This window comes from Elongatibacter sediminis (assembly GCF_037892215.1).
Classification (GTDB): Bacteria; Pseudomonadota; Gammaproteobacteria; order Xanthomonadales; family SZUA-36; genus Elongatibacter; species Elongatibacter sediminis.
Genome location: NZ_JAZHOG010000012.1, coordinates 41,302 through 65,253 on the forward strand (window position 1 = coordinate 41,302; position 23,952 = coordinate 65,253).

General features: G+C 61.6%; 20 protein-coding genes. 12 read left to right on the forward strand and 8 right to left on the reverse strand.

Features of this window, described 5'->3' with window-relative positions; all coding sequences use genetic code 11:
- Window positions 1-38 precede the first annotated feature (38 nt).
- From V3330_RS16390 to V3330_RS16400, 3 genes are read left to right on the forward strand one after another with little or no spacing between them, the layout of a single operon-like run.
- Entirely contained in the window at window positions 39-1,868 is a 1,830-nt protein-coding gene (locus V3330_RS16390) for an SLC13 family permease (RefSeq protein WP_354696530.1), read from the forward strand.
- A 41-nt stretch (window positions 1,869-1,909) separates the two neighbouring features.
- The gene (locus V3330_RS16395) at window positions 1,910-3,643 is read left to right on the forward strand and encodes an OPT family oligopeptide transporter (protein WP_354696531.1); all 1,734 of its coding nucleotides are present in this window, start codon (window positions 1,910-1,912) and stop codon (window positions 3,641-3,643) included.
- Window position 3,644: 1 nt separating this feature from the next.
- Window positions 3,645-4,208: a hypothetical protein gene (locus V3330_RS16400; protein WP_354696532.1), complete on the forward strand. Its 564-nt coding sequence runs from the start codon at window positions 3,645-3,647 to the stop codon at window positions 4,206-4,208.
- On the opposite strand, the gene V3330_RS16405 is transcribed toward V3330_RS16400, so the two are convergent.
- Together V3330_RS16405 and V3330_RS16410 are read right to left on the reverse strand one after the other, a co-directional pair.
- Entirely contained in the window at window positions 4,193-5,167 is a 975-nt protein-coding gene (locus tag V3330_RS16405) for an alpha-L-glutamate ligase-like protein (RefSeq protein ID WP_354696533.1), read from the reverse strand. The two genes, V3330_RS16400 and V3330_RS16405, sit on opposite strands and share 16 nt — an antisense overlap.
- Window positions 5,164-6,708 (reverse strand): UUP1 family membrane protein, encoded by a 1,545-nt coding sequence (locus V3330_RS16410; RefSeq protein ID WP_354696534.1) that lies wholly within the window; start codon window positions 6,706-6,708, stop codon window positions 5,164-5,166. Before V3330_RS16410 ends, V3330_RS16405 begins: the two co-directional genes overlap by 4 nt.
- 324 nt (window positions 6,709-7,032) lie before the next feature.
- Here V3330_RS16410 and V3330_RS16415 point away from each other — a divergent pair, with 324 nt between their 5' ends.
- The 8 genes from V3330_RS16415 to V3330_RS16450 all read left to right on the forward strand — a co-directional run bounded on the left by V3330_RS16415 (window position 7,033) and on the right by V3330_RS16450 (window position 14,250).
- Window positions 7,033-7,827 carry a DUF3450 domain-containing protein gene (locus V3330_RS16415; protein ID WP_354696535.1) on the forward strand — a complete coding sequence of 265 codons (795 nt, stop codon included), beginning with the start codon at window positions 7,033-7,035 and terminating at the stop codon, window positions 7,825-7,827.
- On the forward strand, window positions 7,824-9,200 hold the full coding sequence (locus V3330_RS16420; protein ID WP_354696536.1) for a MotA/TolQ/ExbB proton channel family protein: 1,377 nt from the start codon (window positions 7,824-7,826) through the stop codon (window positions 9,198-9,200). Before V3330_RS16415 ends, V3330_RS16420 begins: the two co-directional genes overlap by 4 nt.
- A gap of 6 nt (window positions 9,201-9,206) precedes the next feature.
- Window positions 9,207-9,746, forward strand: coding sequence for a MotA/TolQ/ExbB proton channel family protein (locus V3330_RS16425; protein WP_354696537.1), 540 nt, complete (start codon window positions 9,207-9,209; stop codon window positions 9,744-9,746).
- 27 nt (window positions 9,747-9,773) lie between these two features.
- On the forward strand, window positions 9,774-10,178 hold the full coding sequence (locus V3330_RS16430; RefSeq protein ID WP_354696538.1) for an ExbD/TolR family protein: 405 nt from the start codon (window positions 9,774-9,776) through the stop codon (window positions 10,176-10,178).
- A 12-nt stretch (window positions 10,179-10,190) separates the two neighbouring features.
- Window positions 10,191-10,847: an energy transducer TonB gene (locus V3330_RS16435; protein ID WP_354696539.1), complete on the forward strand. Its 657-nt coding sequence runs from the start codon at window positions 10,191-10,193 to the stop codon at window positions 10,845-10,847.
- 16 nt (window positions 10,848-10,863) lie between these two features.
- Entirely contained in the window at window positions 10,864-12,192 is a 1,329-nt protein-coding gene (locus tag V3330_RS16440) for a tetratricopeptide repeat protein (RefSeq protein ID WP_354696540.1), read from the forward strand.
- Window positions 12,193-12,334: 142 nt separating this feature from the next.
- Entirely contained in the window at window positions 12,335-13,531 is a 1,197-nt protein-coding gene (locus tag V3330_RS16445; protein ID WP_354696541.1) for an amino acid aminotransferase, read from the forward strand.
- Between the two features lie 8 nt (window positions 13,532-13,539).
- A complete protein-coding gene (locus tag V3330_RS16450; RefSeq protein ID WP_354696542.1) occupies window positions 13,540-14,250 on the forward strand; it encodes a TauD/TfdA family dioxygenase in 711 nt (236 codons plus the stop codon).
- A gap of 6 nt (window positions 14,251-14,256) precedes the next feature.
- On the opposite strand, the gene V3330_RS16455 is transcribed toward V3330_RS16450, so the two are convergent.
- The 5 genes from V3330_RS16455 to V3330_RS16475 all read right to left on the reverse strand — a co-directional run bounded on the left by V3330_RS16455 (window position 14,257) and on the right by V3330_RS16475 (window position 20,265).
- A complete protein-coding gene (locus V3330_RS16455) occupies window positions 14,257-16,758 on the reverse strand; it encodes a Mur ligase family protein (RefSeq protein WP_354696543.1) in 2,502 nt (833 codons plus the stop codon).
- Window positions 16,759-16,815: 57 nt separating this feature from the next.
- Window positions 16,816-18,528: a bifunctional sulfate adenylyltransferase/adenylylsulfate kinase gene (locus V3330_RS16460; RefSeq protein WP_354696544.1), complete on the reverse strand. Its 1,713-nt coding sequence runs from the start codon at window positions 18,526-18,528 to the stop codon at window positions 16,816-16,818.
- A 6-nt stretch (window positions 18,529-18,534) separates the two neighbouring features.
- Entirely contained in the window at window positions 18,535-19,158 is a 624-nt protein-coding gene (locus V3330_RS16465; RefSeq protein ID WP_354696545.1) for a TetR/AcrR family transcriptional regulator, read from the reverse strand.
- Between the two features lie 130 nt (window positions 19,159-19,288).
- On the reverse strand, window positions 19,289-19,807 hold the full coding sequence (locus tag V3330_RS16470) for a glycine cleavage system transcriptional repressor (protein WP_354696546.1): 519 nt from the start codon (window positions 19,805-19,807) through the stop codon (window positions 19,289-19,291).
- Between the two features lie 20 nt (window positions 19,808-19,827).
- Window positions 19,828-20,265 carry a hypothetical protein gene (locus tag V3330_RS16475; protein WP_354696547.1) on the reverse strand — a complete coding sequence of 146 codons (438 nt, stop codon included), beginning with the start codon at window positions 20,263-20,265 and terminating at the stop codon, window positions 19,828-19,830.
- Window positions 20,266-20,557: 292 nt separating this feature from the next.
- Here V3330_RS16475 and V3330_RS16480 point away from each other — a divergent pair, with 292 nt between their 5' ends.
- Entirely contained in the window at window positions 20,558-21,667 is a 1,110-nt protein-coding gene (locus V3330_RS16480; RefSeq protein WP_354696548.1) for a glycosyltransferase, read from the forward strand.
- Here the strand turns inward: V3330_RS16480 and V3330_RS16485 are convergent.
- The gene (locus V3330_RS16485; protein WP_354696549.1) at window positions 21,661-23,889 is read right to left on the reverse strand and encodes a TonB-dependent receptor; all 2,229 of its coding nucleotides are present in this window, start codon (window positions 23,887-23,889) and stop codon (window positions 21,661-21,663) included. The genes V3330_RS16480 and V3330_RS16485 overlap by 7 nt on opposite strands.
- Window positions 23,890-23,952 lie beyond the last annotated feature (63 nt).

The following is a 23,952-nucleotide window of genomic DNA, read 5'->3' on the forward strand; positions in this document are numbered from 1 at the left end:
GATCCTCTGCGGACCGGCGCTATCCCACGGAGTCATTAATGCTCGAATTCGCCCTCCCCAATCCGCACGCCCTCGCCGTCATGGTGCTGATCGTCGTCGCGCTGATCCTGTTCGCGCGCGACAGCATTCCGCTGGAAACGACCAGCCTGGTGGTCATCGTCGCACTGACCGTTGGTTTCACCCTGTTTCCGTTCCACACCGAGCGGGAAACCATCCAGGCCAGCGACTTCTTCCTCGGGTTCGGGCACAAGGCCCTGGTCGCCGTGTGTGCGCTGATGATTCTGGGCGAGGGGCTGATCCGCACCGGCGCCCTCGAACCCGTCGGCCGTTTCCTGGCGCGGCTGTGGCGGCGGGGGCCGGCGATTTCCCTGCTGTTCACCCTGCTGACGACCGCCACGCTGAGCGCGTTCATCAACAACACGCCCATCGTCGTACTCATGTTGCCCATCCTGATCGGTATCGGTATGCGCACCGGGGTTTCGCCGACCGGCACGCTGATTCCGATGGGCTTCGCCAGCATCCTGGGCGGGATGGCGACCACGATCGGAACATCGACCAACCTGCTGGTGGTCAACGTGGCGGCGGACATGGGCATGGACAATTTCAACATGTTCGATTTTCTGGGACCCGCCGCAATCGGCGCCGGAGCCGCCATCCTGTATCTCTGGCTGGTGGTTCCGCGCATGATCCCGGAACGGCAGCCACCGATGCAGGACACCCGCTCGCGCCTGTATACCGCCCAGATTCGCATTGATGAAAACAGTCCGGTGGTCGGCAATACCCTGGCCGAAGCCATGGAACGCACCGACGAAAACATCCGGGTGGATACGGTGCAGCGTGGCAAGGGCGCCTACATCAACCCCCTGCCCGACGTCGTTTTGATGGCCGGCGACCGGATCACCACCAGTGACACCCAGGCCAACCTGCGTGAATTCTCCCGCGTGCTCGGTGGAACGCTGTTCTCCGGTGACCACGAGGTCGATGCCCTGCATCCGCTCAGCATCGAGGGCGAACAACTCGCCGAACTGGTGGTGACGCCCGCTTCACGCCTGGCCAACGTGCGGGTCGGCGATGCCCAGTTGCGCTCACGTTATGGCGTGCGCCTGCTGGCGCTGCACCGCTTCGAGGAAGCCCAGGAACGAAAATCGCCCGGCCTCGACAACATCCAGCTCCGTTCCGGCGATGTGCTGCTGGTACAGTCCACGGCCGACAAGCTGAGAGCGCTGAAGGAAACCACCGACTTTCTGATCCTGGACGGCAGCATCCGCCTGCCCAGCAAAGCCAAGGCGCCCATCGCCCTGTCCACCATCATCGGCGTGGTGCTGCTGGCGGCGCTCAACATCATGCCGATCGAAATCAGCGCCATCCTGGGTTGCCTGGTATTGCTGGTGACCAGGTGCCTGCGCTGGAAAGACGCCATGAACGCGCTGAGCGCACAGGTCATTCTGATCATCGTGTCGTCGCTGGCCATGGGCGCGGCACTGCTCAAGACCGGAGGCGCCGATTACCTGGCCCAGTTGTTCGTCTACATCACCTTCGGCGCGCCACCGGCTGTGGTGCTCGGCGGGCTGATGCTGATGATGGGAATTCTGACCAACATCGTGTCCAACAACGCCGCGGCCGTGATCGGCACCCCCATCGCCATCGGTATCGCCCAGCGCCTGGGCATGCCGCTGGAACCGTTCGTTCTGGCGGTGCTGTTCGGCGCCAACCTCAGCTTCGCGACACCGATGGCCTACCAGACCAACCTGCTGATCATGAACGCCGGCGGCTACAAGTTTGGCGACTTCGTGCGGGTGGGCCTGCCGCTGGCCATCGGCCTGTGGCTGGTGCTGACCACGGTTCTGGTGTGGGCCTACGGCATGTAGAAAGCCGAATGAAAATATATAAATAAGGAGAACAGACGACGATGAGTCATTCCGCAGCAGCCGCCCCGCTTCGCCACGGCCCGTATCCGGAACTGACCTGGGCCGCGATCCTGGTCGGTTACTTCCTTGGGGTCATCATCGCGGTGAGCATCGGTTACGCGGCACTGATTCTCGGGTTCTCAATCGAAGGCTCGGAACTCGCGGCCATCCTGGGCTTCGGCATCCTGCGCGGCATCATGCGGCGCAACAGCATCATCGAAAACAACATCGCCCAAACCGTGGCCAGCGCCGTGAATGGCGCCTCCAGCGGACTGATGTTTTCCGTGCCCGCCATTTTCATCCTGGGCTATGGCTCCGATTTCAACCCGGTGATGCTGACCTTCGGCGCCATTGCCGGGGCTTTCCTCGGCATTGGGTTCATCATTCCGCTGCGCAAACAAATGATCGACTACGAGCGGCTGACCTATCCGGGTGGCGTCGCGGTCGCCACCATTCTCAAGGCGCCCGGCGCCGGAATCCACAAGGCCATGCTGCTGATCGGCGCCGCGCTGTTCAGCGGCGTGCTGCACGGCTTCAGCCAGTATTACGGAGTCGAGAACTGGGCCCTGGGCGACGCGATTGGTATGCCGGAGTACATGAACGGCGTGTGGTACCTGTCCCTGCTGACCATCGGCGTGGGTTACATCGCCGGCAAGGGGGGCGTCGCTTTCATCGTCGGCGGCTACGTGTGTTACTGGCTGCTGGCCCCCCTGATGTCCGGCCTTGACCTGTTTCCGGCGGACCCGGACACCGGCCGGATTCTGAATGATCCCGGCAGCCTGCGGTTGTTGCTGTACCGGCCGGTCGGCATCGGCATGTTGATCGGCGGAGCCGTGGCCGGAGTGGTGATGGCGTTTCCGATGATTCTCAGCGCCGTTCGCAGCATGCAGAACGCAGCCCGCTCCGAGGCGGCGATGTCGCGCGACGAGATGCCGATCCGCCTGCTCTACATCGCGATCGGCGGCGCGGCCGTGCTGCTTGCGGTCATGGCCATTCTGTCCACCGAGAAAATGGGCCTGGGGCGCGGCCTGGTGATGGCCGTGGTCGGAACCCTGTGGGTCTGGATCGCCGGGGTCATCCTGTCGGAAGCGATCGGGCGCACCAACTGGTCGCCCCTGTCCGGCATGACCCTGGTGGCGGTGACCATCCTGATCTTCATTTCAAGCGGACTGGGCGACACCAAGGCCGCGATTGTCTCCGCCATCATGGTCGGTGCGGCCGCCTGCGTCGCGATGTCACAGGCGACCGACCTGATGCTGGATCTGAAGACCGGATACCTGGTGGGTGCCACACCGCGGCAACAGCAGATGGGACAGTTCCTCGGCGCCTGGCTCGGCCCGATCGTGATCGTGGTGCTGATATTCGTCCTGCACGAAGCCTACGTGCTGGGCAGTGACAAGTTGCCGGCACCGCAGGGGCAGGCGCTGGCCAGCATGGTGAACGGCATCATGGGCGGCGATGTGCCCGGGCAGAAATACCTGGCCGGCGCCGGTCTCGGCGCCCTGCTGAGTATTTTTCAGCCAGGTCTGGGCATCACGGTGGGGCTGGGCTTCTATCTGCCGTTCAATATCGTGCTGACCTACAGCATCGGCACCGCGCTGCGGGTCGGCAGCGACTACAAACTGGGCAACACCTGGGCCGAAACCACCGGCATTCCGATCGCCGCCGGACTCATCGTCGGCGAGGCCCTGGTCGGCGTCAGTTTCGCCATCGCCAAGATCGTGGAGGCCGTCTGACATGAAACACCTTGGACTCATCCTGGTCTTCGCGGCCTTTCTGTGCGGTGCTTTTCTGTCGGTACTGGACCCCCGAGCGGTCAACTGGCTGTTGTTCGCACCCTGCATGGCCATCGGCGCCATGGGACTGCTCCTGCACCGGCGTGCGGTTCACGCCGCCGCCCGCGGCGACGCCGTGCTCTCGGGAAATATCCGCAATCTGGGAGCGTGCCTGGAACGAATCCGTGGCCGCCTGGAAGCCCTGCACGAACGCGATGACCTGCCGACCTACGAGGCTCGATTCGAAATCGACCGCCTGTTCCGCGAGGACCTCGATGCCTTCGCCGAAGCGCGTGAAAGCATGATCCACGTATTCGGCATTCAGAACTATGCCGACGTCATGAGCCATTTCGCGGCGGGTGAGCGTTACATCAACCGTGTGTGGTCCGCGTCAACGGACGGGTACGTGGACGAGGTGAAGCAATACCTGACGCGGGCCCGCGACCAGTTCCGTGAAGCCGAAGCGCACTTTCGATCGGTACAGTCGCAGTTCGCCGGAGCGGCGGAAATTCAGGAAAGGGCCTGAACCAGCAGGTCGCGGGGGGGCTCACCCAGTTGCCGGGCCGACCATTCCGCGCGCTGCTCCGGCGGTTCGTCTCGGTCACCCAGCGCATCCACGGCATCCAGTTGTGCCCGCAGACCGCGGCGGTTGGCGATCTGGACGTTGAGTCCCGGACGTGCGTTCAATTCCAGTATCAATGGCCCGAGGTCGCGGTCGAGCACGATATCCACGCCGAGATAGCCGAGGTTGACGGCTTCATGGCAACGGGCGGACATCTCCAGGATTCTGCCCCAACCCGGAATCTGGAAGCCTTCGATCGGTGCCCCCGTGTCCGGATGAATGGACACGGCCGAATTTCCGGAAACGCCGCCGATGGTCATACCGCTGGCCAGATCGATACCAACGCCAATCGCGCCCTGGTGCAGGTTGGCCTTGCCGTGGGACAGGCGGGTGGGAAGACGGGACATGGCCATGACCGGATAACCCCTGTAGACGATGACCCGGATGTCCGGCACGCCGTGGTAGGTCAGGCGCGAGAATGCGGGATCGAAATGCACCAGGGACTCCAGCATCGCCGCATCGGGCTGGCCGCCGAGTGAATACAGCCCGCCGATAACATTGGTGAGGTGGTGCTCGAGCGTATCCTGCTCGATCATCTCGCCGTCGGAATCGATGAAATAATCGCCCCGGCGGCCGGTGACCACCATGATTCCGTCACCGCCGCTGCCCCGCGACGGCTTGATCACGAATTCGCTACGGTCACCCAGCAGGTCATTGATCCGCGATGTCTGGTGCATCAGGCCGATCACGCCGATCAGTTCCGGCACGGGCAGGTTTTCGCGCAACAGGCGCTGCTTGCACAGAACCTTGTCGTCCACCAACGGGTAATGGCGCCGGTCGTTGTACTGAAGAATGTAATCGCCATTGCGGCAATTGAGCCCCAGCACTCCGGCCGACCGCAGGCGGCGCAGCAATCCGATCATGGCCGGCCATCCTCGTCCACGACCGTGGCCAGCGAACGGAAACGGCGCAGTTCGGTCAGGCGGAACCCGGTGTAACGGCCCAGCGCGATGATCACGCCGAGCACGATCAGATTGACTTCGGGGAACACGGTCACCCAGTACGCGAACTGGTCGACGGACATGGCGAGGTAGGCCAGCGCCGCCATCAACAGGCTGCCAAGACCTTCCTTGATCGACGTATACGCTCCCCGCTCTTCCCAGACGACGGACATGCGCTCGATGACCATGGAGATGATGACCATCGGAAACAGCGAAACCGACAGACCGGTTTCCATGCCGAATTCGTTGCTGATGATGCTGATGGCCGTCATCAACAACACGACGATGGTCACCACGGCCGCCAGCCGCGGCACCAGCAACAAGCGCAGGCGCTCCATATAAAAGCGGAAGAACAGACCCAGCGAGACAATGAGAATGAACAGGATGATGCCCTTGAACAGCTCGGTCTCGCGGAAGGCAAGGGCGATCAACACCGGCGCGAAAGTCCCGAAGGAACTGAAGCCGACGAAATTGCGCAGCAGCACGATGACCAGAATGCCAATGGGTATCAACAACAGGATTTCGTACACCGACTGGGTCTGGACCGGGAATTGCAGCGTGGAAATCAGGCGCATGGACGAATGCTGGAGTTCGGCCCGCTGCTGTGCGATGTCCAGCGCGCTCTTCACCCGGTGGCGGGTGGAAATCTGCAGGTCGTCCAGTTTGGCGCCGCTCACCGTTACCGGGGGTTGATCGCCGGTCCACCAGATAAAAAAGCCTTCCGGCAACCCGTGCGTGCCGGTGGCCGGATCGAAAACCAGCCAGTCCTCGCCGTTGAACACGGCCAGAAGCGTTTCAAAATCAGCACGCTGGGTATCTTCACCGAGGCGGATACCGTGAATCTGCAGGGTTGGTATACGGGCGCCGGCCAACAGGGTCTGCGCCACACGCACGCGGTCCGCCGAACTTGCGACATCGGCCAGGAACAGATCGGCATTCTCGTCGGGATCGGTTCGGTTCAGGCGTTCGATCATCGCCGCGGCAAACGTTTCGGTGTCCGCCGATTCGGCGCGCACTACCTCGATCAGGTCCAACAGCGCGGTCGCATGCGGTTCCTCGAGCTCAGGCACGCTGGGATAGGCCGGGCGGCTGGCAAAGGAGCGCTCGCGGGTATCGGGAATCACCAGCGCGCGATAGTACAGGCTGCCGGGTTCGCGCAGGCGGCGCACCGCCCAGTCCGCCCGCCGGCTCATGGTCTGCTCCTCGAGTGTCAGGCCGAAACCGCGCGACACGAAGTTTTCCTGGGCAACGGTGTAGCCCGAAGGCCGGGCCGGCAGCAACAGGCTGGCCCGTACCGCCCCGTGTTCCGGTTCGAGTTGCAGTCGCGCCTGAACGGTCCAGGCCACACTTTCCAGGTCCGGGTAAGGCGGATAGCCCAGTCGAATCACCTTGTAGGCGAAAATCAGCCCACCGAGTGTCATCAACAGCAGAGACAGCGTGACCCACTGCCGGTTGCGCTTCATCGGGCGGCAGCTCCCCGCTCCGGGGACCCGGCATCGTCGTGCTGTCGCATTCCAGGTTCCATCAGGCGCGTTCTCCCGGGGGCAGTGATGGCGAGCGGCGGATTATACCGATAATGACAGTATCCGGATAATGCAGCCGCATTTGCCGCAGAGCGCATTCTGCAACGGTTTTGTAAAAAAAGCGTTAGTTAGGGCGCACGCCCTTCCCCTATTGCGTTTGTTTGGGTAATTACCGATTGACTGAAATGATTACGAAGTTATAGAGTGAAGGGCTCCTGTTTTTAATTCTTAATCTCGAACTACGTCCCACACATGAGAACCGGTATGTCAATCACAAAACGAAAGCTCCTGATACCGCTGATCGCTTTCGCGGCAATCAGCACCCTCAGCCTCTCCTCGCCCGTATTTGCACAAACGACCGTTGATCAGGTCACCCAGGCGGGCGAGCAGCGCGCCGACGAGGGTGCCGCCGAACAACAGCGGATCGAACAAGTGGCCAATCAAACGGACCAGCTGCTTGCGCAGTACGAAACCGAACTCAAGGTCGTTGATGGCCTGAAGGTCTACAACGGCCTGCTGCAGCGCCAGATCGATAACCAGGAGGCGGAGAAAGTCGCCCTGACTGAATCGATCGACAGCGTTGCGCTGATCGAGCGTCAAATCATCCCGATGATGACGCGCATGCTTGACTCGCTCGAGGAATTCATCGAGCTCGACACGCCCTTTCTGCTGAAAGAACGTCGTGACCGTATCGCGCGACTGCGCGACATGATGGAGCGCTCGGACGTCACCGCCGCGGAGAAATTCCGCCGGGTGATCGAGGCCTATCAGATCGAAAACGAATACGGCCGCACCATCGAAGCCTACAAGGGCACGGTCTCCATCGACGGCAACGAGCAGGAAGTGGACTTCCTGCGCATTGGCCGTGTCTCTCTTTCATACCAGTCCATCGGCGGCCAGCACACCGGCGCATGGGATCCGGCCACGGGCAGCTTCGTGTCCCTGCCGCCGGAAACCTACAAGTCGCAGGTTGCCCAGGGCATCCGCGTCGCGAGGAAGCAGGTTGCACCTGACTTGCTCGTCGTACCCGTCAGTGCTGCCGAAGGAGAAGCACAGTGAAGAACAGAGTCATTACATTCGCTTTCTCCGCCATCCTCGGATTGGCGCTGAGCGCCCCCGCGACGGCCGCAGAGTCCGTCTCACTCGACGAACTGCTGCAGCAGGTTAAACGCGGCCGTGTCGCCGACGCGGAAGAAAACCGCACCCGTCTGCAGGAATTCCAGCGCAACCGCGCCAACCAGCAGCAGGCTCTGGCCGACCTGAAGGCCGAGCGTGCCCGCGAGGAACAGCGGTCGGCAACGCTCGAAGCCCGATTTGCCACCAACGATGAGGAAATCATCGAACTGGAGCGCGCCCTGCAGGAACGCCTCGGCGACCTGAAGGAATTGTTCGGCGTGCTGCAACAGGCAGCCGGCGACGCCCGCGGCAACTTCGACAGTTCCCTGACCCAGGTTCAGTATCCCGAACGCTCGGAATGGCTGACCGAATTCGCCCAGAAGATGGGTTCGACCAACCGCCTCCCGACCCTGCAGGAAATCGAACGCCTGTGGTTCGAATTGCAGCGCGAGATGACGGAATCTTCCAAGGTCTCCCGCTTCACCACCACGGTCGTGAGTGCCGAAGGTGAGGAGCAGCAGCGAGAAGTGGTCCGGGTCGGTCTGTTCAATGTCGTCTCGGATGACAAGTATCTCGAATACGTGCAGGAAACCGGACGCCTGGTTGAACTGGCACGCCAGCCGCAGAGCCGCTTCACCAACCGCGCCGAGGAATTGTTCGAAGCCGACAGCGGCATGACCGCCTTCGGTGTCGACCCCACGCGTGGCCAGTTGCTCGGACTGCTGGTACAGGCACCCAGCCTGATCGAGCGGATCAAGCAGGGACAGATCGTCGGCTACACCATTATCACGCTCGGCGTGATCGGCCTGGCCATCGCCTTGTGGCGTCTGCTGATTCTGACCGGTGTTGGTGCGAAGATTCGCAGCCAGTCCCGTAATCTGGAAAAACCGGGCAACAATCCGCTGGGCCGGGTCATCAAGATCGCTCACGACCACCCGAACGTGGACGTCGAGGGTCTGGAACTCAAGCTGGGCGAAGCCATCCTCAAGGAAACGCCGAAGCTCAACGCGATGCTGCCGTTCCTGAAGATCATCGCGGTGGTGGCACCGCTGCTGGGTCTGCTGGGTACGGTGACCGGTATGATCATCACCTTCCAGGCCATCACCCTGTACGGTGCGGGTGATCCGAAACTGATGGCCGGCGGTATTTCCACGGCACTGATCACGACGGTTCTCGGTCTGTGCGTCGCCATTCCGATGGTGTTCCTGCACACGCTGGTGGCCAGTCGCGCTCGCCGCCTCACGCAGATTCTGCAAGAGGAAGCCGCTGGCATGTTGTCGGAACGCGCGGAACAACAGCAAACCGCAGGAGTCTGACGGATCATGGATGTCCTGTACTACTATCTGCCGTTTCTCGAGACCATTCGGGATTTCTTCGAGCTTGGCGGACCGGTTCTGCGGGTCATCGGCATCCTGACGTTATTTATGTGGATGCTGGTCATCGAGCGTCTGGTGTTCATGCGTACCGGGTATCGACGCCTGGTACGCAGCGCGCTCCAGATCTGGGAAAACCGCGAGGACAAATCCTCGTGGAAAGCCCATCAGATCCGTTCCCGCATCATTGCCCATGTATCCGCTTCGGCTGAGAAGCACCTGGCCCTGATCCAGACCTGTGTCGCGCTGTGCCCCCTGTTGGGCCTGCTCGGCACGGTCACGGGCATGATCGAGGTGTTCGAAGTCATGGCGATCTCGGGCTCAGGCAATCCGCGCTCAATGGCGTCCGGCGTCTCCAAGGCAACGGTCCCGACCATGTCCGGCATGGTCGCGGCCCTGTCCGGCGTCGCCATGAGTGCCTACCTGAGCAACCGAGCGAGAAGAGAACGCGAAGCACTGGCGGACCATCTCGAAATTCACCACCAGTGACCGGCACCGTTTTGAAGGAGAATTGAAATGCGGCAACAGTTTGCCCAGGAACCGGAAGAAGAGTCGAACATCGACATCACGCCCATGCTTGATGTCGTGTTCATCATGCTCATCTTCTTTATTGTTACAGCCACCTTCATCAAGGAAGCCGGCATCGAGGTCAATCGGCCCGATGCGGCGACCGCGGTGAAGCAGGAAAAAGCCAATATCCTCGTAGCGATCGGCCCCAACAACGATATCTGGATTGACCGCCGCCAGGTGGATATCCGTTCCGTGCGCCCGAACATCGAGCGCCTGCACGCGGAGAATCCGCAGGGATCCGTGGTCATCCAGGCCGACAAGGAGTCCAAGACCGACACCTTGATCCAGGTTATGGATGCCGCGCGTTCGGCCGGGGTGTATAACGTTTCGATCGCCGCGAACGAGCAGTAACGGAGACCAGTTATGGCGTCAAATATTCTTGACTCACTGACGCTTCCGACGGGTGGTCATTACACCCGGCTCGTTGTCGGGGGTCTGGTCGGTGTCGCGGTTACGGCCGCGCTGTTCTGGACCATGTCCTACCTGATCGAGACGGCAGACCGCTCTCTGGACGAATCGGGGATGTCCAACATCGTCGATTTCGTCCGTCTGAAGCGAGACGAGACACCACAGCGCAGGCAGCTCAAACCCGAGAAGCCACCACCGCCGGAAGCACCGCCACCGCAGCCCCCCACCCCGCAGCTCGACAATCTGGACCCGTCGGCCGAAAAAATCGCGATTTCCGCGGTACCGGTGGAAACGGACATCGAAATGTCCGGTGGGTTCAGCCTCGGCGTGGGCGAAGGTGATTACCTGCCCATCGTGAAGGTCGCGCCGATTTATCCCCAGCGCGCCCTGTCCCGGGGTATCGAGGGCTTCTGTGTGGTGCAGTACACGGTGACACGGCAAGGCACGATCACCGACCCGTTCGTGGTCGAGGATCAGTGCACCAGTTCACTGTTCCACAACGCGTCCATTCAGGCCGCGCTGAAGTTCAAGTACAAACCGCGCGTGATCGACGGACAGGCGGTGGAAGTGCCCGGCGTCCAGAACAAGTTCACGTACAACATCGAGGAATAGGATTTTGCGAAACCCCATGGATATCGCGAAACGCCATACCGGCAAATACACGAGCCTGATTCTGGCCGGGTTCCTGCTCACGGCGGCCGCCACGGCCGTCGCGCAGGAAGACCGCAAGACCAAGCAGACCGTGGCCATGAGTCAGCAGACCTACGAGAAGCTGACCGAAGTCCAGGAACTGGTCGAAGCCAAGGATTACGCGGGGGCCGAAAATCTCCTTCGCGAAATGCGCGGCAACGAACGGCTCAGCGACTACGAACGGGCCCAGATCTGGAATCTGACCGGCTACTCGTATTACCTGCAGGAACGCTACTCGGATGCCATCAACGCCTACGAGCAGGTCCTGCGGCAACCCGAACTTCCCGAAGCACTCCAGCTGGCCACGCTCAAGACCATGGCCCAGCTGCAGTTCACGGTGGAGAACTACGAAGCCGCGTTGAGCACGGTGCGCCGACTGATGGCTGCAGTGCCCGAGCCTTCCGCTGACGTCTACATGCTCGAAGGTCAGGCTCTGTTCCAGATGAATCGCTACCAGGAAGCGCTCAAACCCATCAAGACCGCGGTGGACATGTACCGCGATCAGGGCCAGGTGCCGAAGGAAAACTGGCTGTTGCTGTTGCGCGTGATCTACTTCGAAATGAAGGATTACGACAACATGCTCGCGGTCGTAAAGGAGTTGGTTCAGAATTATCCCAAGGACAGCTACATTCTGACCCTGGCTGGCGTGTACAGCGAATTGGGCGACACCAAGAAGCAGTTGGCCCTGACCGAAGTGCTGTACGAGAAAGGCCTGCTGAACACCAATTCACACATCACCAACCTGGCCAACCTCTACCTGCTGCACGAACTGCCTTACAAGGCCGCACAGGTGCTGGACAAGGGCATCAAGGCAGACATCGTCGAGCCCAATGAACGCAACCTCCGCCTGCTTTCGCAAGCCTGGTACACGGCACGCGAGGACGCCAAGGCCATCCCGCCGCTGCGCCGTGCCGCCCAGTTGAGCGAAGATGGCGAGTTGTACCTGCGCCTGACGCAGTCGCACATCAACCTGAAGGAATGGAAAGACGCAGCCGCCTCAGCCCGCAAGGCCATCCAGCTCGGAGGCCTGAAGCGGCCCGACCAGGCCCAGATCATGCTCGGCATGGCGCTGTTCAACCAGCAGCAACTGGACCAGGCCCGCCGCGCTTTCGAAGCGGCATCGCGCGACAATCGTTCCGCGCGGGTGGCCGAGCAATGGATCAACTATGTTGATAGCGAACTCAAACGCAAGGAATTGATGGATCAGGACGTCGAGTACAAGGAACGCGAACGCGACGCCCTGCTGGATGCTTTGCCGCAAGAATAACCCCACTCCGTTCCCTGCGAAAAACCCCGGCCTGGCCGGGGTTTTTTTTGCCTGCGATTCATTCGAATTGCATGTACAATCCCGAACTTTGCGGCCTTGACACCGACCGCCGCACTGTCTGTGACACCATCAGGAAACTCGCATGCTCGAACACCTCCAGGCCGTTCCCCCCGACCCCATTCTCGGCGTTCTGGCCGCCTACAATCAGGATCCGAACCCGAATAAAATTGATCTGGGCGTTGGCGTTTACAAGGACGAGGAAGGCCGGACACCGATCCTCCCGTCGGTGCTGAGCGCCGAGCGCGAACTGCTGGAGCGGCAAACCAGCAAATCCTACCTGGGCCCCACCGGGGTGACCGGTTTCAACGAAGCCATTTCCCGACTGATCTTCGGCGCGGACAGTCCGGCCCTCAACGAATCACGTATACGCACCGTGCAAACGCCCGGCGGCACTGGTGCGCTGCGGGTTGCCGCCGAGGTGATCAGAACCGCCAACCCCGATGCCCGGGTGTGGTTCAGCGATCCGACCTGGGCCAATCACACCGCGATATTTCCGGCCGGTGGCCTGCAATCGGGCACCTACCCTTATTTCGACCCCGACAGCAACGGCCTGCGTTTCGACGCAATGATGGAAGCTCTGGGTCAACTCGGCCCGAACGATGCGGTACTGCTGCATGCCTGCTGCCATAATCCCTGTGGTGTCAGTCCGGATGAATCGCAGTGGCGAGAAATCGCCGAATTGGCCGGGCAGCGCGGTTTTCTGCCGGTGATCGACATGGCTTACCAAGGCTTCGAACGCGGGCTGGACGATGACAATCTGGCGATCCGGGTGTTTGCCGAACAGTGCCCGGAACTGATCGTCGCCAGTTCCTGTTCCAAGAATTTCGCGATGTACCGCGACCGGGTGGGCGCAATTTCCGTGCTGGCTTCCAGCGCGCAGAAAGCGGCCGACATCGAAACCGTCATCCATTCGCTGACGCGCAAGAATTACTCCATGCCGCCTGCCCACGGTCCCGCCGTGATCGACATCATCCTGCACGATGACGCGTTGACGGCGCAGTGGCGCGCGGAAGTCGGGGACATGCGTGACCGCATCAACGGTCTGCGCGCCGGCCTGGTAGCCCGGATAGCCGCCAGTGGCGTGGAACGCGATTTTTCCTTCCTGGAACGCCAGGCCGGAATGTTTTCGTTCCTGGGCCTCACGGTCGACCAGGTGCAGAAGCTGCGCGAGCAGTTCTCGATTTACACGGTAAATTCAGCCCGAATCAACATCGCCTCGCTGAACCAGGCGAATCTCGACTACTTCGTCAGCGGCCTGAAATCCGTACTCGAGGGCTGACGGCCAGCGTGGGGCCTGTTCGTCATCGGCCGGGGCCGGAGACGACACCGGAAAGAATTCGGAATGCCCTGGATCGCAGGGCTGCACTGGTTCTGACCGGGTTTCGCGCCGACACACCCGATGCGCTGATTCGCACCGCCGGACTGGTGGGCCGGAGGAACACGGGAATCGACGAAGCCCTTCTCGGTCCGGCCATCATGCACGTGCGTTGCGACCTGAACCGAAAAGCCGATGCTCCGGCTTATTTCACCAACGAATATTTCCCCCTGCACACCGATGTGAGTTACGTACCCCGTCCGCCCCGGTTTCTCCTCATGCAGTGCATTACTCCGGACCCCGCCAAGGGCGGAGCCTGTCTGCTGGCTGATTGTGACGAGGCGGGATCGGCGCTTACTGATGATGACCTTGCCTGGCTGAGGCGCCCGGTGTTCAACTTCGCGTATCCACCGGGATGTCCTGAGGGGAAAGCGGTTGACTACCGGGTTCGCGAAACTGAATTTTGGCGGTACAAACCCGGCGCCATGACCTGGCCGAACGCAGCCAGTGCAGCGCTCTCCCGCTTCGACGCCGCCCTCAATGACGCCTGCGTGACCGTGCATCTGAATGCGGGCGACCTGTTAATCGTTGACAATCATCGTGTCGCGCATGGCCGGACCGCGTTCATGCCCGCGACTGCACCGGACCGCTCTCGACATCTGATCAGGATGTACGCGGCCTGAACGAGCTTACAGCGCATCCGGCGTCCGGCCGGATTCCTCCCTGACGGGTGCTTCGAGTCCCGCGCGTTCATGCAGATGGTTCCACACACTGTCGAACTGGGTTGAGCCGCACAGCAGCACGACGAAGTCGCCCGGTTGCGCGGCATCCAGAACGTGATGAACCGCCTCGACGGCATCCGGCACGACATCGATCTGCTCCCTGGGCACTCCGGCGGCAAGCAGGCCGCGATTGAGCAACTGGGGAATTTCGTGAGGTTTTCGTCCACGATATTCCATGAAATTCCGGCAGACATAGTGGTCGAAATGCCCGGCCAGCTCCGCGATGGCCGCCAGAACAGCTTCGTCACGCCGGTCGCCCGTGAAACCCACCATCACCCGCCGTTTCCCGGCGGGATTTTGCTGATCGACGAATCGCGCGATCTGGCGAAACCCGTCCGCGTTGTGGGCATAGTCCATGATGACCGAAAACGGCAAACCGTCGAATCGGTTCAGCCGCCCGGGCGTGTTTTCGTAGGACATTTCGAAGGAACGCAGGCCGGATGCGATAGCGGGAATTTGCGCACCGCCGAAATAAGCGGCGGCCGCGGCATGCAGGGCATTGCTGACATTGAAAGGCGCGCTGCCGCCGAAGGTGGCGGGTATTTCGTCCACGGGCAGCACCGGCAGTCGTTCCGGACCATCATGGAGCACCAGCCATCGCCGCCCGTCGTTCGCAGGCTCCAACACCGCTCGCGCGCCCCGTTCACCCAGTTCCGCAACTTCCTGTTCCAGGCTGGCGCGGATCGAAATCAGGCAGACCTTCCTGGCCGTACAGGCCGACGCCATGGCCCGGCAACGCGGGTCGTCACCGTTCAGCACCGCCGCTTCCCGCGCCCGCACGGGAACCGCCTGCTTGAGGGCTGCCATCTCTTCGAGCGTGTGGGTGCCGATGCGGCCGAGGTGGTCATCCGTGACGTTGGTGCATACAGCCACGTCGCACCAACGGAAGGTAAAGCCCAGCCGGGCAATGCGGCCAAAATACTCTTCGAAAACCGCAGCTTCGACGGTTTCGGTCTCCAGAATCCAGTGATGGGCCGCCACGTCCGCGGTGGCACGCCGGGTCTCGAACTGCTCGCCGAAATAGAGTCCTTCGGAACACACCATGCCGGTGTGCTTTCCCGCGTGCTCGAGGATGCGGGTAATCATCCGGCAGGTGGTTGTTTTTCCGTTGGTTCCGGTGACTGTCAGAACGGGAATCCGCGCGGGCTCGCCCGCCGGAAACAACCACCTCAGAAACCGGGTGGCGCACTCCCCGAACAACGGCGATTCCGGTGCCAGCAGGTGGTCCAGATCGGGCGCCAGGTCGACATCGACGACCGCCCCCCCGGTTGTCTCCAGTGAGTGGCCGATGTCGCGGCTGACAATATCGACCGCGACCAGCCCCGCATCCAGCCGCCGTGCGATGTTCCGGGCCAATTCGAGCGTATCGGCATGGACCTCGTCAGGCGGAAATTCTTTGCCACCGCTGATGACGGCCAGCGGCTCACCGCCCGCCACCAGGATTTTGTGAGACGTTCCCGGCACCATTGCCTCGACGACAAGCGTCTGCGCCCGGTGGCGCATGTGGTCGACAGCCTCGGCAACTTCCTGTCCGATTTGCAGGTCGAGCGCCGCACTCACACCGTCCGTACGCATGGCGGGCCGTAAGACCACGGGATAACCGATCGATTCGGCCGCGCGCAGCGCCCGGCGAGTCATCAGGCAGTTGCCGGCGGACGGATCACGCGACGGAAGTGGCACCTTCCAGGTCGCCAGCAGGCTGCGGAGTGCCTCGCGGTCCCGCACCAGAGATTGGATGCGCGCGCAGCGGGAGACACAGAACGTACCGTCGACGATCTGTTTGAAACGTGCGTGGCCGAGCATCAACAGGCCGTTCCGCCGAATGCGAAAATCGCCTTCCAGACCCGGATAGGGATCGCGCTCCAGTTTGTAGCAGGGAATGTCCAGGCGGGCCGCGGCCGCGACAATAGCCTCGGTATCGCGCGGCTGCACGTATTGGGTTGCAAATTCAAGAAAGGAGTTCACCGCCGCCGCGGTGTCCGGCGTTGGACCGGCATCCGAATCACCTGCCCCACCGGCCGCCGCAATGAGTCGCAGAGCCAGTTCAGCCGCCTGGCGACCCACCTCGTCGTGTTCGTATTCAAACCAGGCCCAGACGCCGTTGCCGGCGCTGTCGAGCTGAAATCCGGACTCATCCACCCGGTGACCCGAGTGGCGCTGCAAGGCGAGCGCCAGCTGGTTGTACGTGGAAACCATGGCCGCAAGCGGCTCGGCAGCCGCGGCAACCGGGGACTTATCCCACTCACCCGCCAGCCACGGCCCGATCCGGGTCAGTTCGCGGATGACGGTCTCTCCGCCATCCGCGAACTTCCGGAGTTCTTCGCGATCGGGCACGAGCTGTTGCTCGAGCAAGGTGCGATCGCTACGCCGGTTCGGTCCGATCAGGAGCAGGGTCTCGGGGATGTGCATGGGCGATATTGTACGCCGGGCAACCCCCGATTTCGGCCCCGGGCGGCCTCGCCCCCGTTACTTGACGTAACCGAGTTTCTCCAGGGTGATGAGAATACGGTGCGCGGCCAGATCCGGAGTCAGTTCGGTCGTGTTGATGACGATTTCGGCGTTTTCAGGCACTTCGTACGGATCATCGATGCCGGTGAAGCCCTTGATCAGACCGGCGCGGGCCTTGGCATACAGACCCTTGCGGTCACGCTGCTCGCAGATTTCGATGGGGGTGGAGACGAAAATTTCGATGAATCCGCCCACCGGGCTGATCGTTTCGCGAACCTGCCGGCGGGTCGCTGCATACGGCGCGATAGGCGCGCAGATCGCGATGCCGCCGTTCTTGGTGATCTCACTGGCAACAAAGCCGATACGCTGAATGTTCAGATCACGATGCTCCTTGGAGAACGTCAACTCGCTGGACAGGTTCTTGCGCACAACATCACCGTCGAGCAGGGTCACCGGACGGGAGCCGTCCTCGAGCAGTTTCACCAACAGGGCATTGGCGATGGTGGACTTGCCCGATCCGGACAGACCGGTGAAAAACACCGTAAAACCCTGCTCGTGGCGCGGAGGATGGGCACGGCGCAGTTCCTCGACGACCTTCGGATAGGAAAACCACTCGGGAATGTCCAGGCCCTCGTGCAGGCGCCGCCTGAACTCCGTTCCGGACAGGTTGAGCACGCTGTCACCCGGATCGACATCATCCTCGGGAACATACTCGGCCCGGTTTTCCAGGTAGACCATGTTGCGAAACGGCACCATGGTGATGTCCAGTTCCTCTTCGTGTTCCCGGAACAGGTCCTGCGCGTCGTAGGGGCCGTAGAAAGGCTCGCCGTTGCTGTCCACGCCCGGTCCGGCGTGGTCCCGGCCCACGATGAAGTGGGTGCAACCGTAGTTCTTGCGGATGATCGCATGCCACATCGCCTCGCGGGGGCCGGCCATGCGCATGGCCAGATTGAGCAGGCTGAGCTGGGTGGTCTGGTCGGGGTACTGCTCGAGTACATGTTCGTAGCAGCGCACCCGCGTGAAATGGTCCACGTCACCGGGCTTGGTCATTCCCACCACCGGGTGGATCAGCAGGTTGGCCTCGGTTTCACGCGCCGCCCGGAAGGTGAGTTCCTGGTGTGCGCGATGCAGCGGGTTGCGGGTCTGGAACGCCACGACCTTGCGCCAGCCCAGCTTGCGGAAGCGGCCGCGCAATTCCGACGGGGTATCGCGTAACAGTTTGAAATCGTAATAGGTCGGCGGCTCGATGCCGTGTACCCGGCCACCGAGATACACCGGCCCGGCCCGGTTCATCAGGTAATCGACACCGGGGTGGCGCAGGTCGGTGGTGCCGAAAACCTTCTCTGCCTCCTGCGATTTATCGGGGCGCCAGAGATCGGTCACCTCCAGGGTTGCCAGCAACACGCCTTCGGGGTCGCGCAGTGCGATCCGGTCGCCCGGGCCAACGCCTTCGGCGAAGGCCTCGGACACATCCAGCGTAATGGGCATGGGCCACAATACGCCGTCAGCCAGACGCATCCGCTCACACACGGATTCGTAATCTTCCTGGCCGAGAAAACCCTCCAATGGAGAAAACGCGCCGTTCATCAGCAGATCGAGATCGCACTGCTGGCGCTGGGTCAGGTCCCAGGACGGATAGTCCGTGGCTTTCGCTTTTTCCTGATCGGCCTGAGCTTCGTTGAGATACAGCTCTTTGAGTCGGCCGCCGTGCGGCTCCTTGAATGCACCCATGTGTACTTATCCTCGGTGTTGTGTCGGTTGCCGCCCGGCGCACAGGCCGTGCTGCAGCAGGTCGGTGCATTGCTGCACCAGGTCGAATACGTTCAATTCGGGATCGCGCACGATCAGTTCGCCCCAGGCATTGCACAAGCCGATAACGGACAGCGCGGCGAAGTGGCAATCCACGGACGGCCGCAGGAGTCCCATCTCCGCCGCTTCCTCGAATATGCCTTCGAGCAACTGGCGATAGCGGCTGCCCTGGCGTTTCAGGTCCGTTCGCTCTTCCTCGGAGAGGTAAAGCCGCTCGGTGTTGTACACCTTGAGCGCTTCATTCTTCTCGCGGTAGCTCGACAGGTGAGAGGTCACCGTCGCCAGCAGGCGGGATTCGAAGGGTTGGTCGCTCGCCGCGATGACCTCCATGCGGCGCACGTAGTCCCGTATGCCCAGCATGCAGACTTCGAACAGGGCCTCGTCCTTGGACTTGAAGTAGTAATAGAGGCTGCCCTGCTTGATCCCCATGCGCCGTGCGATGCCAGCGGTGGAGGCTCCGTGGAATCCGTGCTCGGCAAACTCCGCCGCGGCGGCCTTGATGGCCTCCAGGCGTTGTTGCTCGTAACGTGTAGGATCCCTGGATGTCGGCACGACCGGCTCCCGTGAATGAGAGCCAGGATTCTATAGAATAATAGAAAAATTACAACAGGCGCAGAACAATTATCATAAATCAAATAGTTATGACACAAATAACCTATAGATATATCGAAATCGGAAAAAGCTACTGATCGAGGACGATGTCGACCATGAGTTCGTTGGCCAGGTCCTCGAGTTCTTCACGCAGGCGCTCCACGGATGTGCCGCCCGGCACCCGCATCCTCGCCCGTGCATGAAACAGGACCTCGGCGGACATGGAAGCGCTTTCACAACGGGTTTCCAGTTCCTGGACGTTGATCCCGTGCCGGGTCAGGATGTCGGTGATGTCGTGGACGATACCGGGCCGATCCTGGCCAACCAGGTCCAGGGAGAACTCTTGAACATCGTCGCCCGGTCCGGGCTCGCCGGTCCGCTGGGCGAGGATGTGCACGCCCTCGGCTTCGAGAGCGGCCAATGCTTTGAGAAATTCCCCGGTGCGGTCCTGCGGCACCCGGGCCAGCAGGATGCCCGCGAACTTCCCCGCCAGCGACATCATGCTGCTCTCGGCCCAGTTCCCGCCGTGATCTTCCAGCAACCGGGAAAGCGATTTGACGATGCCAGGCCGATCGTCGGAGACAACGGTCAGAACTACGGATTCGTTCACGATCAACCGCCCCGCGGTGCTCAGATGCGCTCGATCACTATGCGCAGCTTCAAGGTGAATACAGCCACCTGGTTGAGGAAACCAGGAGATTCCCGTACGCCGACCGACATTTCGGTCTGATGGGCGGTGATACGGTCTTCTTCGGTCGGACACGGGCACTTCAAGTCGGTCTCCACCGTGCCGGAATCATTCTGGAACAGATCCACTTCCGTCGCCGTCAGCGACAGACGGACGAGAATCTCGCCGTCCGCGTCGCCCCCCGGAAGTTCGAGTGGCTCGGGCGGCCCTGGCGGATCCTGTACCACGCCTGCCGGAAGATTGTGCTTTTTGACCTTGATACGACCCTCACCCTTCAAACCCTCGTTGAAAACCTTCGCCGAGAGGTCGAATTTCCAGTCGTCACCAATGTCGCCTTCCTGACTTTCAGACAAAACGGAAATCGTAACCTTGAACGCCATGACGGCTCCTCACATATCCTGTTGGGCCCCGCAAACACTTCGTGCCGAAAAGCCCTGACCAGCAGACCCCCTTCCCTATCCCATCAAGTTTAACAGACTTCCGAAGCCGCAACGGGGACTCGGTACGCCGATGGCCACCTGCCCCAACCTTCCATCCACGGCGACCGCTCCGCGGCGAACAGTGCCTGGCGGGAGTCTCGCGGACACGAAGCGTTTCATCCGCCCGCAGCCGTCCGCGCCACGATTACCCGGGGAGGTTAGAATCCCATCAACGAAACGAAATGAAGCATCCATGACCGAAGCCACGTTTCGCATTCTCTACCTGACCGACAAGAGCGACCGGGGCGAATCCGCGACCATTCGCGGTGTCCACGATCGCGGCCATCGGGTTGTCGTTTTCGGGCGCGCCGATTCACCGCACGTGACCGCGATCCGGGATCACGGCGTTGCGGTCACCGGGGTCAGTTGGAAAAGAAAACTCGACCGCTCCCTGCTGCGCCGCATCCGCCAGACCATCCGGGATGAAGACATCGACATCGTGCACGCGATGAACAGCCGCACGACCCTGCACATGGTACTGGCCACCCGGCCATTGGCACGTGCCGGACGTTCCCCGCGGCTGGTCGCCTACCTGGGAGTGACCGGAAACGTTTCCTGGTGGTCACCGCTGTCGTGGCTGCGATTTCTGAACCCCCGAATCGACCGCATTGTCTGCGTGGCCGAGGGTGTACGCCGCTACCTTCTGGGTGTGACCCTGCTGGGACTTCACCTGCCCCCGGAGCGCGTGGTGACCATTCACAAGGGCCACGAATTGTCCTGGTATACGGCCCAACCGGCGGACCGCGGCGCACTCGGCATTCCTCGAGACGCCACCCTGGTTACCGTGGCTTCCCGCCTGCGCCCGAGAAAGGGCTTGCTGGAACTGATCCAGGCGCTGGGCCGGACCGATCCCGCGAAAAACATTCATGTGCTCTTTCTCGGGCACGAGGGAAATTCGGAACTGCATCGGGCCGCCGCGGCACTAACGGACCCCGGTCGCGTCCACTTCGCCGGTTTCCGGCGCGACGCGCCCGCCATCATGGCCGCCAGCGATATCTGCTGCCTGCCCGTACTGCGCGGCGAAGGGCTGTCGCGCGCGGTCATCGAAGGCATGGCGTATGGCGTCACGCCACTGGTCACCGATGTCGGCGGCAATACCGAACTGGTGATCGACGGCGAGAGCGGTCTGGTTGTACCCCCGGGCGACGTACCGGCGCTCGCCGAAGCCATCGAATGGCTGCACGACCATCCGCTGGAACGCCAGCGGATGGGGCGTGCTGCACGCGAGCGCATCGCAGGCCAATTCCGCAACCAGGACACGGTCGAAAAAACCCTGGCCCTGTATCGCGAACTGCTTCAGTAGCTGTAGGCAACCTCGATACCCACGACACGCCCCTTCATCAGCGGAGAGAATGTACCGCCGGTAGGCAGCGGTCCGAGCATCGTGGGCAATTGTGTGTCGCCGCCGTGATTGACCTCGTCCAGCAAATTTCGCCCGTACACCGAATAGATCCAGTGCCCCCCGTCCGCTCGAAAGTCCAGTCCCGCATCCAGAATGTTCTGCGACAGGAAATAACCGAGATTGCTGTCGGTGAAGAATGCGTCATCCCGGTAGGCGTAGTTTGCCCGTGCGGTCAGGTAGCCCCAGTCGCCGACCCGGAAATCGTGATTGATGCCCAGGCTCCAGGTCCATTCCGCGGCGCGCGGCAGTTTAAGGTCTTCGTCGGACTCGTTCACCACACCGTCGCCGTTCAGATCGAAAAATACGTCGCTGTACTCGGGATTGATATAACCCACCGAAACGGTCAGAACGGTACGGTTACCCAGCGAGAAGGCTCCCTCGGCCTCGAAACCCCAGATTTCGGCATTGGCCGTGTTCTTGATGATCTGCACGACCCCGGCTACCGGATCGGCCAGGTTGACTTCCCGCTGCATGTCATCGACTTCGTTATAGAACACCGCCGCATTGAGACGGCCGCGACCGCCGAGTTCCGTCTTCAGGCCGATTTCGAAGCTGTCGACCGTTTCCTCGTCGAACGGCCCCGGCCCGAGATTGACGGTATCGACCGCGGTGTTGCGCAGGTTGTAGCCGCCCGAACGTTGCGACCGTGACCAGTGCCCGTACATGCGCAGGTCATTGCGGATGTTCCAGGTAACGCCCAACTTGCCGGACCAGGCGTTCCACGATGCCTCATCGTTGAAATCGAACAGGCAGCCCGACGGGTTGGTGACGACATTGCAACTGGTGTTGACGTTGAAGATCAGGGAGGCGATTTCAGCGTCCTTGTCTTCCTTCGTGTAGCGCGCGCCCGCCGTCAGCGTCCAGGCCTCGTTGAGGTCGAAGTCGACCGCGCCGAACCAGGCCTTGGACTCCACGTTGTAGTTGCCTCCGCCGTCCTGCACGAGCGCCGGAGCCACACCACCGGTGGCGATACCGAGCAAGTTGCGCCGTTCGTGGTAATTGACTTCGTTGTCGAACCAGTAAATGCCCGTGGTGACCCGTGCATTGCCAAAGGTGCCGGTGTACCGCAATTCGTTGCTGAACTGTTCCTGGTTATTCCAGAACGGCGCGTGGAACAGCCAGACAGGTTGTGCGTCGATGTCACTCTCACCCTCGGACGTGTAATCCTTCCATCCGAAAATATTGGTTACCGTGCCATCACCAAAAGGCACATCCCAGTTCACCTCCAGCGTCACGAGATCATTCTCGAGTTCGTAAAACCCCGGTTCATCAATGGAGAAGTCAAAGCTGTCACGGTCGAAGCTGGCGAACGCACCCGGAATGCCCAGGCCATTGGCGTGGTTCTGCGACGCAGGCCCGTCGCCATTCGAGGTCAGATGTTCCCAGCGCAGATAAACCCGCACATCATCATGGGGCTCCCAGGAAAGGACGGGACGAAAAATCGTGGTTTTGGCCGCGCCGTGATCCTCCCCGGTCAGCAGGTTCTCGAAATAGCCGTCATCATCGGTGTGATAGAAACTGGCCCGCACGCCAACCGTATCGCTCAACGGCCCGCCGACACCGGCCATGACATAGGTGGTCAAGCCGCCATCACCGTTCGGGTTGCCATCCACGGCCACACGGGCATCGAATTCCGCCTCGTCACCGGGCCGGCGCGTGTTGATCAGGATGGCGCCGCCGGTCACGTTGCGTCCGAACAGGGTGCCCTGGGGGCCACGCAATACCTCGATGCTTTGAATATCGGACATGTCGATGACCACACCGGCGTTCTGCCCCATGTACACGCCGTCGACAAACACACCCACCGTGGGATCGATCGACGGGATCGAACTGTTGATGCCAAGCCCGCGAATGGAGAAATTCGCGATGGTTGGGAACGTGCCGATGTCGTCGAGCGCGACATTGGGCATCTTGACGGAGAGATTACCGAGGTCGCGAACCTTCAGGGCATCCAGTTGTTCGGAGTTGTAGGCCGTAATGGCGATCGGGACCGTCTGCGACAGTTCCTCACGCTTGCGCGCGGTTACAACCACCTCTTCCAGCAACGCGGTGGAACCGCGCTCGTTTTCCTGCGCCTGCGCCAGACCCGGCCCGGTCAGCATCAGGGAAAAAGCCGTAATCACCGTGACTTTCAGTGATCGGAAAACAAACGGGCGGTGGGCAGCCGGGTGATTTTTTCTTGCTAT

Coding starts and splice junctions, on each gene's coding strand:
- V3330_RS16390 (WP_354696530.1), top strand. CDS start 39: ATGCTCGAATTCGCCCTCCCCAATCCGCACGCCCTCGCCGTCATGGTG.
- V3330_RS16425 (WP_354696537.1), top strand. CDS start 9,207: ATGGATGTCCTGTACTACTATCTGCCGTTTCTCGAGACCATTCGGGAT.
- V3330_RS16415 (WP_354696535.1), top strand. CDS start 7,033: ATGTCAATCACAAAACGAAAGCTCCTGATACCGCTGATCGCTTTCGCG.
- V3330_RS16455 (WP_354696543.1), bottom strand. CDS start 16,758: ATGCACATCCCCGAGACCCTGCTCCTGATCGGACCGAACCGGCGTAGC.
- V3330_RS16410 (WP_354696534.1), bottom strand. CDS start 6,708: ATGAAGCGCAACCGGCAGTGGGTCACGCTGTCTCTGCTGTTGATGACA.
- V3330_RS16460 (WP_354696544.1), bottom strand. CDS start 18,528: ATGGGTGCATTCAAGGAGCCGCACGGCGGCCGACTCAAAGAGCTGTAT.
- V3330_RS16405 (WP_354696533.1), bottom strand. CDS start 5,167: ATGATCGGATTGCTGCGCCGCCTGCGGTCGGCCGGAGTGCTGGGGCTC.
- V3330_RS16430 (WP_354696538.1), top strand. CDS start 9,774: ATGCGGCAACAGTTTGCCCAGGAACCGGAAGAAGAGTCGAACATCGAC.
- V3330_RS16475 (WP_354696547.1), bottom strand. CDS start 20,265: ATGGCGTTCAAGGTTACGATTTCCGTTTTGTCTGAAAGTCAGGAAGGC.
- V3330_RS16480 (WP_354696548.1), top strand. CDS start 20,558: ATGACCGAAGCCACGTTTCGCATTCTCTACCTGACCGACAAGAGCGAC.
- V3330_RS16440 (WP_354696540.1), top strand. CDS start 10,864: ATGGATATCGCGAAACGCCATACCGGCAAATACACGAGCCTGATTCTG.
- V3330_RS16445 (WP_354696541.1), top strand. CDS start 12,335: ATGCTCGAACACCTCCAGGCCGTTCCCCCCGACCCCATTCTCGGCGTT.
- V3330_RS16395 (WP_354696531.1), top strand. CDS start 1,910: ATGAGTCATTCCGCAGCAGCCGCCCCGCTTCGCCACGGCCCGTATCCG.
- V3330_RS16400 (WP_354696532.1), top strand. CDS start 3,645: ATGAAACACCTTGGACTCATCCTGGTCTTCGCGGCCTTTCTGTGCGGT.
- V3330_RS16435 (WP_354696539.1), top strand. CDS start 10,191: ATGGCGTCAAATATTCTTGACTCACTGACGCTTCCGACGGGTGGTCAT.